The sequence below is a fragment of the Pseudomonas sp. KH_027 genome (assembly GCF_057838565.1).
The window spans coordinates 4,267,076-4,286,013 of record NZ_CM174470.1; the positions used below are offsets into that span (position 1 = coordinate 4,267,076).

Here is an 18,938-nt window from a genome sequence, read left to right on the forward strand (position 1 = left end):
CAATTTGCCTAAGCAAATTGCTTGGGTGTTATATGGTCAAGCCTCACGGGCAATTAGTATGGGTTAGCTCAACGCCTCACAGCGCTTACACACCCCACCTATCAACGTCGTAGTCTTCGACGGCCCTTTAGGGAACTCAAGGTTCCAGTGAGATCTCATCTTGAGGCTAGTTTCCCGCTTAGATGCTTTCAGCGGTTATCTATTCCGAACATAGCTACCCGGCGATGCCACTGGCGTGACAACCGGAACACCAGAGGTTCGTCCACTCCGGTCCTCTCGTACTAGGAGCAGCCCCTCTCAAATCTCAAACGTCCACGGCAGATAGGGACCGAACTGTCTCACGACGTTCTAAACCCAGCTCGCGTACCACTTTAAATGGCGAACAGCCATACCCTTGGGACCGGCTTCAGCCCCAGGATGTGATGAGCCGACATCGAGGTGCCAAACACCGCCGTCGATATGAACTCTTGGGCGGTATCAGCCTGTTATCCCCGGAGTACCTTTTATCCGTTGAGCGATGGCCCTTCCATACAGAACCACCGGATCACTAAGACCTACTTTCGTACCTGCTCGACGTGTCTGTCTCGCAGTCAAGCGCGCTTTTGCCTTTATACTCTACGACCGATTTCCGACCGGTCTGAGCGCACCTTCGTACTCCTCCGTTACTCTTTAGGAGGAGACCGCCCCAGTCAAACTACCCACCATACACTGTCCTCGATCCGGATAACGGACCTGAGTTAGAACCTCAAAGTTGCCAGGGTGGTATTTCAAGGTTGGCTCCACGCAGACTGGCGTCCACGCTTCAAAGCCTCCCACCTATCCTACACAAGCAAATTCAAAGTCCAGTGCAAAGCTATAGTAAAGGTTCACGGGGTCTTTCCGTCTAGCCGCGGATACACTGCATCTTCACAGCGATTTCAATTTCACTGAGTCTCGGGTGGAGACAGCGCCGCCATCGTTACGCCATTCGTGCAGGTCGGAACTTACCCGACAAGGAATTTCGCTACCTTAGGACCGTTATAGTTACGGCCGCCGTTTACCGGGGCTTCGATCAAGAGCTTCGCGTTAGCTAACCCCATCAATTAACCTTCCGGCACCGGGCAGGCGTCACACCCTATACGTCCACTTTCGTGTTTGCAGAGTGCTGTGTTTTTAATAAACAGTCGCAGCGGCCTGGTATCTTCGACCGGCATGAGCTTACGGAGCAAGTCCTTCACCCTCACCGGCGCACCTTCTCCCGAAGTTACGGTGCCATTTTGCCTAGTTCCTTCACCCGAGTTCTCTCAAGCGCCTTGGTATTCTCTACCCAACCACCTGTGTCGGTTTGGGGTACGGTTCCTAGTTATCTGAAGCTTAGAGGCTTTTCTTGGAAGCATGGCATCAACCACTTCGCGCTCTAATGAGCACTCGTCATCAGTTCTCAGCCTTAACCGCCCGGATTTACCTAAGCAGTCAGCCTACAACCTTAAACTTGGACAACCAACGCCAAGCTGGCCTAGCCTTCTCCGTCCCCCCATCGCAATAACTAGAAGTACAGGAATATTAACCTGTTTTCCATCGACTACGCTTTTCAGCCTCGCCTTAGGGACCGACTAACCCTGCGTCGATTAACGTTGCGCAGGAAACCTTGGTCTTTCGGCGTGGGTGTTTTTCACACCCATTGTCGTTACTCATGTCAGCATTCGCACTTCTGATACCTCCAGCAAGCTTCTCAACTCACCTTCACAGGCTTACAGAACGCTCCTCTACCGCATCACCTAAGTGATACCCGTAGCTTCGGTGTCTAGTTTGAGCCCCGTTAAATCTTCCGCGCAGGCCGACTCGACTAGTGAGCTATTACGCTTTCTTTAAAGGGTGGCTGCTTCTAAGCCAACCTCCTAGCTGTCTAAGCCTTCCCACATCGTTTCCCACTTAACTAGAACTTTGGGACCTTAGCTGACGGTCTGGGTTGTTTCCCTTTTCACGACGGACGTTAGCACCCGCCGTGTGTCTCCCGTGCTCGCACTTGTTGGTATTCGGAGTTTGCATCGGTTTGGTAAGTCGGGATGACCCCCTAGCCGAAACAGTGCTCTACCCCCAACAGTGATACACGAGGCGCTACCTAAATAGCTTTCGAGGAGAACCAGCTATCTCCGAGCTTGATTAGCCTTTCACTCCGATCCACAGGTCATCCGCTAACTTTTCAACGGTAGTCGGTTCGGTCCTCCAGTTAGTGTTACCCAACCTTCAACCTGCCCATGGATAGATCGCCCGGTTTCGGGTCTATTCCCAGCGACTAAACGCCCTATTAAGACTCGCTTTCGCTACGCCTCCCCTATTCGGTTAAGCTCGCCACTGAAAATAAGTCGCTGACCCATTATACAAAAGGTACGCAGTCACCCAACAAAGTGGGCTCCCACTGCTTGTACGCATACGGTTTCAGGATCTATTTCACTCCCCTCTCCGGGGTTCTTTTCGCCTTTCCCTCACGGTACTAGTTCACTATCGGTCAGTCAGTAGTATTTAGCCTTGGAGGATGGTCCCCCCATATTCAGACAAAGTTTCTCGTGCTCCGTCCTACTCGATTTCATGACTAAGAGATTTTCGCGTACAGGGCTATCACCCACTATGGCCGCACTTTCCAGAGCGTTCCGCTAATCTCAAAGCCACTTAAGGGCTAGTCCCCGTTCGCTCGCCACTACTAAGGGAATCTCGGTTGATTTCTTTTCCTCCGGGTACTTAGATGTTTCAGTTCCCCGGGTTCGCTTCTTACGCCTATGTATTCAGCGCAAGATACCTAACTTATGTTAGGTGGGTTCCCCCATTCAGAAATTTCCGGATCAATGTCTGTTTGCCGACTCCCCGAAACTTATCGCAGGCTACCACGTCTTTCATCGCCTCTGACTGCCAAGGCATCCACCGTATGCGCTTCTTCACTTGACCATATAACCCCAAGCAATCTGGTTATACTATGAAGACGACATTCGCCGAAAATTCGCAATAAACTCGCAAATTTTACCTTAGCCTGATCACACCCCAGTGAAAAGGGTGACCAGTCTATTCTTTCTATCACATACCCAAATTTTTAAAGAACGATTAATACTTTCTAGTCAAAGACCAGAATTCAATATTCCAACCTCGCGGCGAATACTCAATTCTGAACTCTCTCAAGCAAGTCGTCGTGGTGGAGCCAAACGGGATCGAACCGTTGACCTCCTGCGTGCAAGGCAGGCGCTCTCCCAGCTGAGCTATGGCCCCTACTGAGGCTTTTCCACAACAATTGGTGGGTCTGGGCAGATTCGAACTGCCGACCTCACCCTTATCAGGGGTGCGCTCTAACCAACTGAGCTACAGACCCAATTGTTCGGGCTACTAGGCTGACAACTCTTACCTGATCCTCCCCTTCCAGCAGGGACGACCCAATCGTCTTTCGCAATGAATCAAGCAATTCGTGTGGGAGCTTATAAGGAAGCTGATGTCGTCGATTAAGGAGGTGATCCAGCCGCAGGTTCCCCTACGGCTACCTTGTTACGACTTCACCCCAGTCATGAATCACACCGTGGTAACCGTCCCCCTTGCGGTTAGACTAGCTACTTCTGGTGCAACCCACTCCCATGGTGTGACGGGCGGTGTGTACAAGGCCCGGGAACGTATTCACCGTGACATTCTGATTCACGATTACTAGCGATTCCGACTTCACGCAGTCGAGTTGCAGACTGCGATCCGGACTACGATCGGTTTTATGGGATTAGCTCCACCTCGCGGCTTGGCAACCCTTTGTACCGACCATTGTAGCACGTGTGTAGCCCTGGCCGTAAGGGCCATGATGACTTGACGTCATCCCCACCTTCCTCCGGTTTGTCACCGGCAGTCTCCTTAGAGTGCCCACCATAACGTGCTGGTAACTAAGGACAAGGGTTGCGCTCGTTACGGGACTTAACCCAACATCTCACGACACGAGCTGACGACAGCCATGCAGCACCTGTGTTCGAGTTCCCGAAGGCACTTCCGCATCTCTGCAGAATTCTCGACATGTCAAGGCCAGGTAAGGTTCTTCGCGTTGCTTCGAATTAAACCACATGCTCCACCGCTTGTGCGGGCCCCCGTCAATTCATTTGAGTTTTAACCTTGCGGCCGTACTCCCCAGGCGGTCGACTTAATGCGTTAGCTGCGCCACTAAGAGCTCAAGGCTCCCAACGGCTAGTCGACATCGTTTACGGCGTGGACTACCAGGGTATCTAATCCTGTTTGCTCCCCACGCTTTCGCACCTCAGTGTCAGTATCAGTCCAGGTGGTCGCCTTCGCCACTGGTGTTCCTTCCTATATCTACGCATTTCACCGCTACACAGGAAATTCCACCACCCTCTACCATACTCTAGCTGGCCAGTTTTGGATGCAGTTCCCAGGTTGAGCCCGGGGATTTCACATTCAACTTAACCAACCACCTACGCGCGCTTTACGCCCAGTAATTCCGATTAACGCTTGCACCCTCTGTATTACCGCGGCTGCTGGCACAGAGTTAGCCGGTGCTTATTCTGTCGGTAACGTCAAAACAGCAAGATATTAGCTTACTGCCCTTCCTCCCAACTTAAAGTGCTTTACAATCCGAAGACCTTCTTCACACACGCGGCATGGCTGGATCAGGCTTTCGCCCATTGTCCAATATTCCCCACTGCTGCCTCCCGTAGGAGTCTGGACCGTGTCTCAGTTCCAGTGTGACTGATCATCCTCTCAGACCAGTTACGGATCGTCGCCTTGGTAGGCCTTTACCCTACCAACTAGCTAATCCGACCTAGGCTCATCTAATAGCGTGAGGTCCGAAGATCCCCCACTTTCTCCCGTAGGACGTATGCGGTATTAGCGTCCGTTTCCGAACGTTATCCCCCACTACTAGGCAGATTCCTAGGCATTACTCACCCGTCCGCCGCTCGCCACCAGGTACAAGTACCCGTGCTGCCGCTCGACTTGCATGTGTTAGGCCTGCCGCCAGCGTTCAATCTGAGCCATGATCAAACTCTTCAGTTCAAACATCTTTGGGTTTTGAGAAAACCCTAAACTTGGCTCAGCAATCGCAAATTGCTTTATTTAAAAAGCTAAACTCTTTGAATTCACGAAGAGTTACTTGTGACGCTGATAATCAGTTGACTATCAGTCTTACCTCACAAGCACCCACACGAATTGCTTGATTCAGTTGTTAAAGAACAGTTGGTTAAGTCTTTCGTCTCAACCGAGGCGCGCATTCTACAGCAGCCTCTCAATCTGTCAAGCGGTTATTTCAACGAAGTTTCAAAATTTCTTGATCAACTTCAACCACTTGCGCTTACGATCAACCGGAGCTTCTCGTCAGCGGGAGGCGAATTCTACAGCGTTTCAAACCGCTGTCAACCACCTCGTTCAACCGCTTTCGATCCCTCCAGGAGACCCACCAACAAGGCTCAACCACCACCTTGTCAGCCCGGCGCATTCTACGCGGTTTTCACCGCTTTGCAACCCCTCTTTTAAAGCTAACTTCTTGTTATCTAAGAAGTTTTCCGAGAGGCTTGCGCCGTAAGAGGTGCGCATTATAGGCCCAGCAAATTAACCGTCAAGCGCTTATTGAAACCTTTATTCAGCTTTTAACGTAACCCGTGCAAAAGCCTTCTTGCCGGCCTGGCAGACATGCACCGAACCCAGCGTAAAGATAAAGGTGCGATCCACCACCTCGCCATCTATACGCACACCACCCGAGCTGAGCAGATCACGCGCGCCGGCGGCGTTCTTCACCAGCCCGGCCTTATTAAGGAGAGATGCAATCGGTAGGTCTTCAACCGAGATCAGTTCGACGTCCGGAATATCTTCCGGCAACTCACCCTCTTTCATGCGGTTACCCGCCGAACGATGCGCGCCGGCCGCAGCCTCTTCGCCATGAAAGCGCGCGACGATCTCTTCAGCCAGCTTGATCTTGATATCCCGCGGATTGGCGCCACGCTCGACATCCGCCTTGAACGCCTCAATTTCCACCATGGAGCGAAAACTGAGCAGCTCGAAGTAACGCCACATCAAGGCATCCGGAATGGAGACCAGCTTGTTGTACATGACGCCCGGAGCTTCCTGGATACCTACATAGTTACCCAGCGACTTGGACATCTTCTTCACACCATCCAAGCCTTCGAGCAGCGGCATGGTGAGAATGACCTGGGCCTCCTGACCATAAGAGCGCTGCAGTTCGCGCCCCATCAGCAGGTTGAACTTCTGATCGGTGCCGCCGAGCTCGACATCCGCACGCAACGCCACCGAGTCATACCCTTGCACCAACGGGTAAAGGAACTCATGGATGGCGATCGACTGATTGGCCGAGTAGCGCTTACTGAAGTCGTCACGCTCGAGCATGCGCGCCACGGTGTACTGCGAGGCCAGGCGAATGAAGTCCGCTGGCGTCAGTTGATCCATCCAGGTGGAGTTGAACGCCACCTCGGTCTTGGCCGGATCAAGAATCTTGAAGACCTGCGCCTTGTAAGTTTCGGCGTTGGCCAACACCTGTTCACGGCTCAACGGTGGCCGGGTAGCGCTTTTCCCACTCGGATCACCAATCAAGCCGGTGAAGTCGCCAATCAGGAAAATAACCTGATGACCAAGCTCCTGGAACTGCCGCAGCTTATTAATAAGCACGGTATGCCCCAGGTGCAGATCCGGAGCGGTCGGATCGAAACCAGCCTTAATGCGAAGCGGCTGGCCGCGCTTTAGTTTTTCGACCAGTTCAGCCTCGACCAAAACCTCTTCCGCGCCGCGCTTGATCAGCGCCAGCTGCTCTTCAACCGACTTCATAACAGCCCCATTACCACCTAAAATTCGAAGGGAACCAACCATACAAGATCACGCACTAATTACAAGTTTTGCCCCGCCACACCCGCCCTCCAGACGAATGCCTGGCAGCCAAGCTTGCCTCATACGGCTTTTGGTTATATTTTATACAGTTAGTCCATATTCATCATTTTCTTCATCTCTTCTATTCATATTTTTTCAAAGTCAAAATCACCCTATGACCCAGACAATTCCGAAAGCACCGCCGCCGTATCCCAAAAGCCACCTACTGGCGGCAAGCGGGATCGCGGCGCTGCTCAGCTTGGCCTTATTGGTATTCCCATCACGCGAAGTAGAAGCAAAGAAGACCCACCTCAGCCTGGAGCTCGACGGCGGCTCCGAGCAGCTTCTGCAAGAAAAAGACGATCTCCGATCGCAGACCACTCGCGCAGAGCAGGGCTCATCGCCATTTGCGGCGATCGACAGCTCCAGCGACAACCAGAACAGCGCAGCAAAAGACGCTGACAAGGACGACAAAGCAACAGCCCTTAGCGTTACCAATACCCCGCCAGCCGACCCAAGCCACAAGACAATGACCGTTGCCAATGGCGACACCTTGTCCACGCTGTTCGCCAAGGCCGGCTTGTCCGCCACCGACCTGCATGACGTACTCAACAGCAGCAAGGATGCCAAGCAATTTGGTCGGCTCAAGGTTGGCCAGACTCTGGAGGTCAAGCTTACACCTGAGGGCACGCTGGAAAGCCTGCAGAGCAAGGTGAGCGACCTGGAAAGCATCAGCCTGGCGAAGACGGATACGGGGTTTGCCTTCAAGCGCGACCTGACCAAGCCGACACTGCGCAATGCCTACGCCCACGGCGTGATCGACAGCTCGCTGTTTCTGTCGGCCAAACGCGCCGGCATGTCGCATAACCTGACCATGGATCTGGCCAACGTCTTTGGCTACGACATCGACTTCGCCCAAGACATTCGCGCAGGCGACGAGTTCGAGGTGATCTACGAAGAGAAGGTCGTCAATGGCAAGCAGGTCGGCACCGGCAATATTATCGCCGCACGCTTCACCAACCGCGGCAAACCCTTCACTGCCGTGCGTTACACCAACAAACAAGGCTCAACCAGCTATTACACCGCCGACGGCAACAGCATGCGCAAGGCCTTTATCCGCACACCCGTGGATTTCGCCCGCATCAGCTCGCGCTTCTCCATGGGCCGGCGCCACCCCATTCTGAACAAGATTCGCGCGCACAAAGGCGTCGACTACGCCGCGCCGCGCGGTACGCCAATCAAAGCTGCCGGTGATGGCAAGGTACTGCTTGCCGGTCGCCGTGGCGGCTACGGCAATGCGGTGATCATCCAGCACGGCAATAGCTATCGCACCCTGTATGGACACATGCAGGGTTTTGCCAAAGGCGTGCGTACCGGAGTGAACGTCAAGCAAGGCCAGGTTATCGGCTACATCGGTACCACCGGCCTTTCCACCGGACCGCATCTGCACTATGAGTTCCAGGTCAAAGGCGTGCACGTCGACCCGCTGAGCCAGAAAACAGCCATGGCCGACCCGATCTCGCGCAGTGAAAAACAGCGTTTCCTGCAAATGAGCAAACCGATGATGGCGCGCATGGACCAGGAAAAAGCCACCATGCTAGCGCTCAACAAACGCTAAGTGATGCCGCGCTATTTAGGGGTAATGTCCGGCACCAGCCTGGACGGCCTGGACATCGCCCTGATCGAGCAGAACGAACAGCCCACCCTGCTCGCAACCCATTACCTGCCGATGCCCACCGACCTGCGCGCCGAGCTGCTCGCCTTGTGCGCATCGGGCCCGGACGAACTGGCGCGTGCCGCCATCGCCGAGCAGCACTGGGTTCACCTTGCTGCGCAAGGCATCAAGACCCTACTCGAGCAGGCCAGCCTGCAGCCCGGCGATATCCGCGCCATAGGCAGTCACGGTCAGACCGTGCGCCATGAGCCGGCACGTGGCTTCAGCATCCAGATCGGTAACCCGGCACTGCTCGCCGAGCTCACGGGCATCTGCGTGGTCAGCGACTTCCGCCGCCGCGACGTGGCGGCCGGCGGTCAAGGCGCACCGCTGGTGCCGGCCTTCCATCAAGCATTGTTCGATGACGGCCGCAGCCGGCGAGCGGTTCTCAATATCGGTGGCTTCAGCAATCTCAGCCTGCTCGAACCCGATCAGCCGGTACGCGGCTTCGACTGCGGCCCCGGCAATGTGCTGCTCGATGCCTGGATTCAGCGCCAGCTGGGCCATAGCTTCGACCGCGACGGCGCCTGGGCTGCCAGCGGCCAAATCGCGCAGGTACTGCTGCAGGCATTGCTCAGCGATCCGTTCTTCCAGACCCAAGGGCCGAAAAGTACCGGCCGCGAGCTGTTCAACCTGAGCTGGCTGGACCTGCACCTGGCGAACCTGCCAGCCGTCGCGCTCGAGGATGTACAAGCCACGCTGCTGGAAATGACCGCACTGAGCATCACCGAGGCGCTGAAAGCCGCGCAGCACGGCACCGAGCAGCTGCTGGTATGTGGCGGTGGCGCCCATAACAGCGCACTGATGGCGCGCCTGGCCAACCTGCTGCCAACCTGCGCGGTGAGCAGCAGCGCCGACTACGGCGTACCGCCGGACTGGGTCGAGGCCATGGCATTCGCCTGGCTCGCCCATTGCTGCCTGGAAAGCATCCCAGCCAACCGCCCAAGCGTTACCGGTGCGAGCGGGCTGCGTGTGCTGGGCGCGATTTATCCGGCCTGACGGAGCCGTTCTCCACAGTGCTGTATCGAAAACGCCGCGCACAAGGCGCGGCGTTTTCGATACAGCACGCGTTTAAATCGAGAAGGACGAGCCACAACCGCAGGTGGTGGTCGCATTCGGATTCTTGATCACGAAACGCGAACCTTCCAGACCTTCCTGGTAATCCACTTCCGCGCCCGCCAGGTACTGGAAGCTCATCGGATCGACCACCAGGCTCACGCCTTCGCGCTCGACGATGGTGTCATCATCGGCCACTTCTTCATCGAAGGTGAAGCCGTACTGGAAACCCGAGCAACCGCCACCCGTGACGAACACACGCAATTTCAGGCGTGGATTGCCTTCTTCATCGACCAGGTTCTTGACCTTGCTCGCCGCACCCTGCGTGAACTGCAAGGGTGTGGGTGTGAAGGTTTCGACGCTCATGCTGCCTATCTCCCGGCTTTAAGCCGTCACAAATACGTTGGGACGCCGCATTATCCGCTTCCCCCAGGAAAACGGTCAACTATTGCGCAGTTTCCAAGCAAACCGACAACCCCGCCACCTTGGTCGGGCCACGCCGCAGGTAGTACCTATGCGGCCCGCCTCAGGGCAGCAAGGCGGCGTGGGACAGACCGAGACGCTCATCCAGCCCGAACAGGATGTTCATGTTCTGCACGGCCTGGCCGGATGCCCCCTTGACCAGGTTGTCGATCACCGACAGCACCACCACCAGATCGCCGCCCTGCGGCCGATGCAGGGCAATCCGGCAGACGTTGGCGCCGCGCACGCTGCGGGTCTCCGGATGGCTGCCGGCCGGCATCACATCGACGAAAGGCTCATCGGCATAACGCTGCTCGAACAGCGCCTGCAGATCCACCGACCTGTCCGCCACAGTCGCATAGAGCGTGGAATGGATGCCGCGAATCATGGGCGTCAGGTGTGGGACAAAGGTCAGGCCGACTTCACCGCCGGCGGCGCGACGCAGGCCCTGGCGGATCTCCGGCAAGTGCCGGTGGCCTTTGACCGCATAAGCCTTGAAGCTCTCGGACGTTTCACTGTACAGCGACCCCACGCTTGCGCCCCGGCCGGCGCCACTGATACCGGACTTGCAGTCGGCAATCAGGCGCGAGGCATCAGCCAGGCCGGCCTCCAGCAACGGCAGGAAACCCAACTGGGTCGCAGTCGGGTAGCAGCCGGGCACGGCGATCAGGCGCGCCTGCTTGATCTGCTCGCGATTCACCTCCGGCAGGCCGTAGACCGCTTCCTTGAGCAACTCGGGCGCGCCGTGCGGCTGACCGTACCACTGCGCCCACTCATCGGCATCCTGCAGGCGGAAGTCAGCGGACAGGTCAATCACCTTGGTGCCGGCGGCCAGCAACTCGCCCGCCAGCGCATGGGCGACGCCATGGGGGGTGGCGAAAAACACCACATCGCAGGCCGCCAGGGTTTGCGTGTCCGGCACGCTGAAGGCCAGCGAATCGTAGTGGCCGCGCAGGTTCGGGTACATCTCATCGACCTTCATCCCGGCCTCGGAACGGGAGGTAATCACCACCACCTCAGCCTGCGGATGCTGAGCCAACAGACGCAGCAACTCGACCCCGGTGTAGCCCGTGCCGCCGACGATACCGACCTTGACCATCACTTGCCCCCTGCAAAAAGCCACTGGAAAGCTGCCGATGATAAGGCCGCATCGGCCATGGGCCAACCGTCATGGTGACGTACGGGCATAACAGCCACTACTATCGAGCCACGTTCTGTTTGGAAACTCCAGATGCTCTATCTATGGATTAAGGCCCTGCACATCATCGCCATGGTCTGCTGGTTCGCCGCCTTGTTCTATTTGCCACGCTTGTTCGTCTACCACGCCATGAGCGAGGACAGCATCAGCCGCGAGCGCTTCTGCGTGATGGAGCGCAAGCTCTACCGCGGCATCATGCAGCCATCGATGCTTGCCACCCTCGCCTTCGGTATCTGGTTGCTGGCGCTCAACCCCGGCTTGCTGAGCCAGGGCTGGCTGCATGCCAAGCTGAGCCTGGTGCTGCTGCTGATCGGTTATCACCACGTCTGCGGCGCCATGCTCAAACGCTTCGCGCGCGGCGAGCAGAACCGCAGCCATGTGTTCTATCGCTGGTTCAATGAAGCCCCGGTCCTGTTGCTGCTCGCCATCGTGATTCTGGTGGTCGTGCGGCCGTTCTGATCCTGCCCACTCAACAATCGCATGAGGTAAGACCATGTCCCTGCCTGCCCTGCTCGACCAACGCCTGCGTTTGCCGGTGGTCGCCGCGCCGATGTTTCTGGTCTCCAACCCGCAATTGGTCCTCGCCTGCTGCCAGAGCGGCATAGTCGGCAGCTTTCCGGCGCTGAACCAACGCGAGAGCAGCGGCTTCGAAGGCTGGCTGGAAGAGATCAAGGCCGGGCTGCAGGCGGACTCGGCGCCCTATGCGGTGAACCTCATCGTCCATCAAAGCAACCCGCGCCTACAGGCCGACCTGGCCATCTGCGTCGAACAGCAAGTCCCGATCGTGATCACCAGCCTCGGCGCGGTAAAGGAACTCGTCGATGCCGTGCACAGCTACGGCGGCCTGGTCTTCCATGACGTCACCACCCGCCGGCATGCCGAGAAGGCCGCCGAAGCCGGTGTCGACGGGTTGATCGCCGTGGCTGCCGGCGCCGGCGGACACGCCGGCACCTGGAGCCCGTTCGCGCTGATCGCCGAGATCCGCCAGTTCTTCGACAAGACCCTGCTGCTGGCCGGCTGCCTCAATCATGGCCACGAAATCCTCGCCGCACAGCTGCTCGGCGCCGACCTGGCTTACCTCGGTACGCGCTTTATCGCCACCCAGGAAAATGACGCCCCACAGGCCTACAAGCAGATGATCCTCGACGCCAAAGCCGCCGACATCGTGCACACCCCGGCCGTTTCCGGGGTGCCGGCCAGCTTCATGCGCCAGAGCCTGGAACAGGGCGGCTATGACCTGGCGCGCCTGCAGGACAAGGGCGAGGTCAACTACGGCGAGAAACTCAAACCGATCAGCGACGAAGCCAAGGCCTGGAAAACCGTGTGGTCGGCCGGCCAGGGAGTCGGCAATATCCGCGACCTGCCAAGCGTGGCGGAGCTGGTGAGCAGGCTCGACGCCGAATACCGCGCCGCCCAGGCGCGCGCCTCCCAACTTGGCCAACGCTGGCCGCGATGAACCGTCGCCGTCTGCTCGGCCTCGGAGCGCTGGGTTTGCTGGGGCTGTGGGCGGTGCGGCCAAACGATAATGGCCGGCCCTACGACCATTACTTCGCCCAGCTGAACAGCCAGCTCAAACTCGAAGGCGGCGGCCGGCCCTTGCTGATCGTCGACCTGGAGCGGCTGGACAGCAACGCCGAACTGCTCGCCCGACGCCTGGGCAGTAAGTTACCCCTGCGCCTGGTGGCCAAATCATTGGCCGCCGACGGCCTGCTCGAATACCTTGCACACAAGCTCGCTACCCAGCGCTTCATGGTCTTCCACCAACCCCAACTGAACCAACTGGCGCGGACGTTCCCCGATGCCGACCTGCTGCTGGGCAAACCCCTGCCCAGCCGCGCGGCACTGGCCTTCTATCAACAGCTGGCGCCCCAATCAGGCTTCGACCCCGCTCGCCAAGTGACCTGGTTAATCGACAGCCCCTTGCGCCTGAGCGAATACGCCGAGCTGGCGCGCGCGCTCAAACAGCCGCTGCAAATTGCCCTGGAGATCGACGTCGGCCTGGCCCGTGGCGGTTTTGCCGATCCGTCCGCCCTGGGCCAGGCCTTGAGCTGGCTGCGCGACAGCCAGGCGCCGCTGCAACTGCGCGGCTTGATGGGGTATGACGCGCAGGTCGCCCACGCCCCCTTCTGGCTTGGCCGCGAGCGGGCATTCGCCGAGAGCAATGCGCGCTATCGCCGCTTTGTTGCCGCCGCACAGCGCTTCACCAGCCTCTGGCCGGCGCAGCCGCTGCTCAACGGGGCAGGTAGTCTGACCTATGCCTTGCATGCCGGGGGCGATACGCCACTGAATGAGGTCGCCGTCGGCTCGGCACTGCTCAAACCCAGCGAGTTCGACAGCGACCTGCTGGCCGCCTACCAACCCGCGCTGTGGATCGCCACACCGGTGCTGAAAGTACAGAATGGCGCGCTGCCTTACCTGGCTGGCGCGCAGGGCGCCCTGCAACGCTGGAACCGCAACCGTCAGCGCGCCTACTACGTATACGGCGGGCGCTGGCCGGCCGAGCCGGTATCGCCAGCCGGGCTGAGTTACGATGCCTTATACGGTCGCAGCGCCAATCAGGAACGGCTGATCGGTTCGACAGGGACCGATCTGGCGGTCGACGACTGGGTATTTCTGCGCCCGCAACTGACAGAAGGCCTGCTCGACGATTTCAGCGAACTGCGTCTGTTACGGCACAATCGCCTGGTCGGGCGTTGGCTGCCGCACACCATGGGTTGAATTTCTGCTGCAGGCAGCTTGTATCGCGGCCTGCGCGCCTATTACGCTGTGCCCGACCTTATCTCTGTCGCTGACAAGGAAGCCCGCATGACCGATGCCCGATTCAAGATCGTTTTCACCGGCGAACTGATGCCCGAGGTGCCTCTCGACACCGTCAAGGACAACCTTGCCCGTCTGTTCAAGAGCGATCGCACCAAGATCGACGGGTTGTTTTCCGGTAGTGCCGTGGCGCTCAAGCGCGACCTGACGGAGAACGACGCGAGCAAGTACCTGGCGGCACTCCAGAATGCCGGTGCCAAGGTCAGCATGCAGCCCGACCTGGCCGCCAGCCTGAGCCTGGTGGAAACCGATGACCACCGCCGCAGCGAATCGGATGTCGTCGCGCAGAGCACGCAGATGAGCTGCCCCAAGTGCGGCCACGAGCAGCCCAAGTCGGCTGAATGCAGCGCCTGCGGCATCGTCATCGAAAAATACCTGGCCCGTCAGGCGCAACTGGCCGAAATCGCCACGGCCCAACCTGAAACCAGTACCCCGCCACAACCGGCGACCAACATGGCCAGCGCACCCACCGCTTCGCCCTATGCCACGCCACAGGCGCAGGTTGGCGAAACACTGCCGGAGTTTGGCGAGCTGAATGTCTTCACCACCGATGGCCGCATCGGTCGTCTGCGTTATCTGGCCTGGTACCTGGTGTTGACCTTGGGCGCTGTCGCGCTGTTCGCCATCGCCGCCATGGGCTTTGCCATGTCCGAGATCATCGGTGGCGTGCTGGTCGCGATCGTGACCATCGGCATGCTGGTGGTTGCGGTACAGATGAGCGTGCAGCGTCTGCACGATATCGGCTGGTCGGGCTGGCTCCTGCTGCTCAGCCTCGTGCCGATTATCGGCGGCGTGTTCTCCCTGCTGCTGATGGTGGTTCCCGGCAGTAGCGGCGCCAACCGCTTCGGCCCGCCGCAACCGGCGAACAGCACGGCCGTCAAAGTCCTGGCCGCGTTCTGGTTGCTGCCGATTGCGGCCCTGCTGATCGCACTTTTTGTCGGTGGCCTTGGCCTGTTCAGCGAGCTGGGCGGTGAACTCGGCCTGCCCGACAGCTACAGCGAATCATCCTCCGACGCCGTCGAGGACTACAGTGAGTACAGCGACGCAGTGGAACCGGCAGAAGCAGCGGCGGATGCAGCCGCCGGCGCGGCAAGCGAGTCCGCCGAAGAGTAAGCGCCTGTTCTGGCAACCGACACGACCGGCGCTACCCCAGGCCGGCTCGCTCACGGAGAGTCCGCATGCCCCGTTACGCCCTGATTACCGGCGCCTCCAGCGGCATCGGCCTGGCCCTGGCAGAAGCCTTGGCGCGCCGCGGCCGCAGCTTGATTCTGGTGGCCCGTCAGCGTGACGCCCTGGAAAGCATCGCCTGCGAGCTGACACAACGCTTCGGCGTCGAGGTGCTATTCCGGGTCTGCGACCTGAGTGAGCCGATGCAGCTCACCGGCCTGCTGCATGAGCTGGAACAGGGCGAGCGGCAGATCGACCTGCTGGTCAACAATGCCGGCATCGGCACATCCGGCTCGTTCCTCGATCAGGATTGGGGCCGCGAGCAGCAATTGATCGAGGTCAACATTCTGGCCCTCAGCCGCCTCTGCCATGCCTTGGGCAATGCCATGGCACAGCAAGGCGGCGGGCAAATCCTCAACGTCGCCTCCACCGTAGCCTTCCAACCTGGCGCCTGGATGAGCAACTACTACGCCAGCAAGGCCTATGTCCTGCACTTCTCCGAAGGCCTGCGGGTGGAGTTGAAGAGCCGCGGCATCCGGGTTTCGGTACTTTGCCCCGGCCCCACGCGCACCGCCTTCTTTCGCGGCGCACAGATGGATGTCAGCAGACTCGAGGGTAGCAAGCTGATGATGGGCGCCGAAGAACTGGCGCTCTACACCGTCAAGGCGTTGGAAAAGAATCGCGCGATCATCATTCCCGGCTGGCGCAACCGACTGCTGGCATTCAGCCCGCGCCTGGCGCCGCGCTGGCTGGTGCGCACGCTTGGGGCGGCGATCAACAAGCGATTCGCCCACCACTGATCAATAGCCAGAAACGGGACGCGGGCATCACCGCAGGCGCACTCGCAAAGCAGGCGGCGAGCCATCGCCAATAACACCGACCGTTGCGGGCTGCGGCTGCGCTCAGAGGCCGCCCTACAGCAAGGCAATCCGCAACCCAGCGTCGATTTTAACCGGCGGGCACCGTCCGCCCATTGGCCCAGGCCCGCAGCGCCTGCAGGTCCTCAGCCATGATCACTGACAGCGGCGCGGTGCTTTTAATGTTCTGCATCAGCAACGCCTGATCCACCGACTGCTGCCGGGCTTGCCCGGCATACAAGGCACTGACCACCACCTGCTCGATTTCCGCCCCGGAAAACCCTTCGCTGGCCCCGGCCAATTGCGCCAGATCGAAGCCTGCGGGCTCCAGTTCGCGGCGTGTCAGGTGGATACGGAAAATCTCCGCCCGCACCGTGGCATCCGGCAGATCGACGAAGAACAGCTCGTCGAAGCGCCCCTTGCGCACCAGCTCCGGCGGCAGCCGGTCGATGGCATTCGCGGTCGCCACCATGAACACCGGCGCCTTGCGCTCGGCCATCCAGGTCAGCAGCGTGCCGAGCACCCGCTGGCTGACGCCGCCGTCCTGCTCGCCGCTGGCCAGGCCCTTCTCCACTTCATCCATCCACAACACACAGGGCGCCATCTGCTCCGCCAGTTTGAGGGCTTCGCGCAGATTGCGCTCGGTCTCACCGAAGAACTTGTTGTACAGGCAGGCGAAATCCAGGCGCAGCAACGGCAAACCCCACAACCCGGCCACCGCTTTCGCCGCCAGGCTTTTACCGCCGCCCTGCACACCCACCAGCAGCATGCCTTTGGGCAGATCGGCACCCTTGCCCTCGAGAAATATCTCCTGCCGCTCGGCCAACCAGCGCTTGAGGTTACTCAGCCCGCCCACTTCGGCGAAGCGCGCGGTGTCGTACTCGAAGCTGAGCACACCTTCCAGGTCGAGCAACTGGAACTTGGTCTTGTTCAACTCCGGCAAATCTTCCTGGGTGATCGCGCCATCGTCGCAAATCACCCCACGCGCCAGAGCCCGCGCTTCCGCATGGCTCATGCCGCGCAGGTTTTTCACCACCTGCTGTAGCGTGCGGTTGTCGGTGCGCACCCGGGCGCCGCGATTACGCTCGCTCCAACGCGTCGCTTCCTCACGCACGATCGCCAACAACTCATCTTCCGCCGGCAATGCCAGGCTGAATCGCGCGGCATAGCGCTGCACTTCCGCGGGCAATTTCAGCGCATGGGAAACGAGCACCACGGTCGGCTTGTGCTGCGCCTCGGCCATGGCGATTTCCTTGAGCAGGCGCACCAGCTTGGGGTTATCCACCAGGAACGGGTGCAGGTCGCAAAGCACGTAGAGGTTCGGCTGCGGGTCGTGCTTGATCAGCTTGAGCGCCGCCTCCGCCTCGGTGCTCGGCTGCTCGCCATCCGGCCCGGCACCGAAGCCCAGACGCTGCATGCCTTCGGTAATGGCCCAGGTGTAGAGGCCAAGTCCGCGCTTGACCGCCAGGCCAGTGAGCATCTCCAGCACCCGCGCCTCGTCCCAGGACTCGATCACCACCAACTTGACCTTGGAATCGAGCACCAGGCCCAGATCATGAATATCGTTTTTCACACCGCATCCTTCTGAGGCTGGCCGGGCTGAGCACCCGCCGTTAAACTCGGGCTTCTTATCATGAGCCGGAGCGCTGTCCGTGGACTGTCTGTTCTGCAAGATCGTCGCCGGGGATATCCCCGCGCGCAAGCTTTATGAGGATGACCAGGTGCTGGCCTTTCACGATATCGGCCCGCAGGCTCCCGTGCATTTCCTAGTGATCCCGAAAAAACACATCCGCACCCTCAACGAACTGAGGGAAGAGGATAAAACCCTGGTCGGCCATATTCTGCTGACTGCTCAACGTCTGGCCAAAGAGCAGGGCTGCGAAGAAGGTTTTCGCGTGGTGATGAACTGCAACGAGCAAGGCGGACAAACCGTTTACCACATTCACATGCATGTGCTCGGGCAACGCCAGATGACCTGGCCGCCGGGCTGATGCGACGGTTTCTAACCCTCTCACTGAGCACCCTGCTATCACTGCCGGCCTGCGCGTACCAGGCCGGCGAAACCTTTAGCGATGCCCTTGCCGACAACAGCCAAGGCCCGCGACTGGTCGTGATCCCGCCGGGGCGCTTCCTGCTTGGCGACAGCAGTGGGCGCGGCAACTACAACGAGCGCCCAACGCAACCCAGCGAAATCCCCGAACCCTTCGCCATCGGCCGCTACGAGCTGACCTTCGCCGACTGGCAGCGCTATGCCCGCGCCACCGGCAAGCCATTGCCGGACAACGAAGGCTGGGGCCTGTCCGATCAACGCCCGGTGATCCATGTCTCCTGGTTCGACGCCCAGAGCTACTGCCAGTGGCTGTCCAAGGTCAGCGGCCAGCGCTACCGCCTGCCCACCGAAGTGGAATGGGAATATGCCGCCCGTGCCGGCAGCCCCCACTACTACTGGTGGGGCGAACAGTTGGACAGCCCGGAGAACCAGCCGCGCGCCCATTGCCGTGGCTGCGGTGCACCGCGCAGCATTCAATACAAGACCGCCCAGGTTGGCCAGTTCGCCGCCAACGCCTTTGGCCTGTACGACACCGCCGGGAATGTCTGGGAGTGGACGGCCTCGCGCTTCGTCACGCCCTTCGACGGCAGCGAACAGCGCACGGCCACGGCACTGGAACAAAGCCCGCGAGTGGTCCGTGGCGGTGCCTGGAACAGCGGCCCGGCCTATTTACGCAGTAGCCTGCGCGACCTCAAGCAACCCCAGTACAAAGACTACGCCATGGGCTTTCGGGTGCTGCGCGAGCTGCCATGAGCACTTGATAGCGGTCAAGACCGCTCCGGAGGATTGGAGTAA

The 18,938-nt window shown here is 59.3% G+C and carries 13 protein-coding genes, 2 tRNA genes and 2 rRNA genes; 9 read left to right on the forward strand and 8 right to left on the reverse strand.

The annotated features are described in order from the left end of the window. Window positions 1-32: 32 nt before the first annotated feature. The 5 genes from AC3IYG_RS20040 to tyrS form a co-directional block, all read right to left on the reverse strand. A 23S ribosomal RNA gene (locus AC3IYG_RS20040) occupies window positions 33-2,922 on the reverse strand. A 239-nt stretch (window positions 2,923-3,161) separates the two neighbouring features. Beyond that, window positions 3,162-3,237, reverse strand: a tRNA-Ala gene (locus tag AC3IYG_RS20045). A 23-nt stretch (window positions 3,238-3,260) separates the two neighbouring features. Then, window positions 3,261-3,337: transfer RNA gene (locus AC3IYG_RS20050), tRNA-Ile, on the reverse strand. A 128-nt stretch (window positions 3,338-3,465) separates the two neighbouring features. Continuing rightward, window positions 3,466-5,004 (reverse strand): 16S ribosomal RNA (locus AC3IYG_RS20055). The 16S and 23S rRNA genes sit together here with 2 tRNA genes alongside, the layout of an rRNA operon. A gap of 579 nt (window positions 5,005-5,583) precedes the next feature. Then, the gene (tyrS, locus tag AC3IYG_RS20060; RefSeq protein ID WP_489311232.1) at window positions 5,584-6,783 is read right to left on the reverse strand and encodes a tyrosine--tRNA ligase; all 1,200 of its coding nucleotides are present in this window, start codon (window positions 6,781-6,783) and stop codon (window positions 5,584-5,586) included. Window positions 6,784-6,997: 214 nt separating this feature from the next. Between tyrS and AC3IYG_RS20065 the strand changes: the two genes are divergently transcribed. Then, on the forward strand, window positions 6,998-8,440 hold the full coding sequence (locus AC3IYG_RS20065) for a peptidoglycan DD-metalloendopeptidase family protein (protein ID WP_489311233.1): 1,443 nt from the start codon (window positions 6,998-7,000) through the stop codon (window positions 8,438-8,440). 3 nt (window positions 8,441-8,443) lie between these two features. Then, complete coding sequence (locus AC3IYG_RS20070) at window positions 8,444-9,535, forward strand: anhydro-N-acetylmuramic acid kinase (RefSeq protein ID WP_489311234.1); 1,092 nt, start codon at window positions 8,444-8,446, stop codon at window positions 9,533-9,535. Window positions 9,536-9,607: 72 nt separating this feature from the next. Here AC3IYG_RS20070 and erpA read toward each other — a convergent pair whose 3' ends face one another. Beyond that, window positions 9,608-9,958 (reverse strand): iron-sulfur cluster insertion protein ErpA, encoded by a 351-nt coding sequence (erpA, locus tag AC3IYG_RS20075; protein WP_489311235.1) that lies wholly within the window; start codon window positions 9,956-9,958, stop codon window positions 9,608-9,610. A 160-nt stretch (window positions 9,959-10,118) separates the two neighbouring features. Then, window positions 10,119-11,153, reverse strand: a complete 1,035-nt coding sequence (gene argC / locus AC3IYG_RS20080; RefSeq protein WP_489311236.1) for an N-acetyl-gamma-glutamyl-phosphate reductase — start codon at window positions 11,151-11,153, stop codon at window positions 10,119-10,121. Window positions 11,154-11,285: 132 nt separating this feature from the next. Here argC and hemJ point away from each other — a divergent pair, with 132 nt between their 5' ends. The 5 genes from hemJ to AC3IYG_RS20105 all read left to right on the forward strand — a co-directional run bounded on the left by hemJ (window position 11,286) and on the right by AC3IYG_RS20105 (window position 16,036). Next, entirely contained in the window at window positions 11,286-11,711 is a 426-nt protein-coding gene (gene hemJ, locus AC3IYG_RS20085; RefSeq protein ID WP_489311237.1) for a protoporphyrinogen oxidase HemJ, read from the forward strand. Between the two features lie 34 nt (window positions 11,712-11,745). After that, window positions 11,746-12,708 carry an NAD(P)H-dependent flavin oxidoreductase gene (locus AC3IYG_RS20090; protein ID WP_489311238.1) on the forward strand — a complete coding sequence of 321 codons (963 nt, stop codon included), beginning with the start codon at window positions 11,746-11,748 and terminating at the stop codon, window positions 12,706-12,708. Beyond that, window positions 12,705-13,970 (forward strand): alanine racemase, encoded by a 1,266-nt coding sequence (locus AC3IYG_RS20095; protein ID WP_489311239.1) that lies wholly within the window; start codon window positions 12,705-12,707, stop codon window positions 13,968-13,970. Before AC3IYG_RS20090 ends, AC3IYG_RS20095 begins: the two co-directional genes overlap by 4 nt. A gap of 87 nt (window positions 13,971-14,057) precedes the next feature. Further along, entirely contained in the window at window positions 14,058-15,182 is a 1,125-nt protein-coding gene (locus tag AC3IYG_RS20100) for a DUF805 domain-containing protein (protein ID WP_489311240.1), read from the forward strand. Window positions 15,183-15,247: 65 nt separating this feature from the next. After that, entirely contained in the window at window positions 15,248-16,036 is a 789-nt protein-coding gene (locus tag AC3IYG_RS20105; protein WP_489311241.1) for an SDR family NAD(P)-dependent oxidoreductase, read from the forward strand. A 148-nt stretch (window positions 16,037-16,184) separates the two neighbouring features. On the opposite strand, the gene AC3IYG_RS20110 is transcribed toward AC3IYG_RS20105, so the two are convergent. Then, window positions 16,185-17,666, reverse strand: coding sequence for an AAA family ATPase (locus AC3IYG_RS20110; RefSeq protein WP_489311242.1), 1,482 nt, complete (start codon window positions 17,664-17,666; stop codon window positions 16,185-16,187). 79 nt (window positions 17,667-17,745) lie between these two features. On the opposite strand from AC3IYG_RS20110, the gene AC3IYG_RS20115 reads away from it, so the two are divergent. Together AC3IYG_RS20115 and AC3IYG_RS20120 are read left to right on the forward strand one after the other, a co-directional pair. Continuing rightward, window positions 17,746-18,084, forward strand: coding sequence for a histidine triad nucleotide-binding protein (locus AC3IYG_RS20115; RefSeq protein WP_489311243.1), 339 nt, complete (start codon window positions 17,746-17,748; stop codon window positions 18,082-18,084). Further along, window positions 18,084-18,896: a formylglycine-generating enzyme family protein gene (locus AC3IYG_RS20120; RefSeq protein ID WP_489311244.1), complete on the forward strand. Its 813-nt coding sequence runs from the start codon at window positions 18,084-18,086 to the stop codon at window positions 18,894-18,896. The genes AC3IYG_RS20115 and AC3IYG_RS20120 overlap by 1 nt, the downstream gene beginning before the upstream one ends. Window positions 18,897-18,938: the final 42 nt, after the last annotated feature.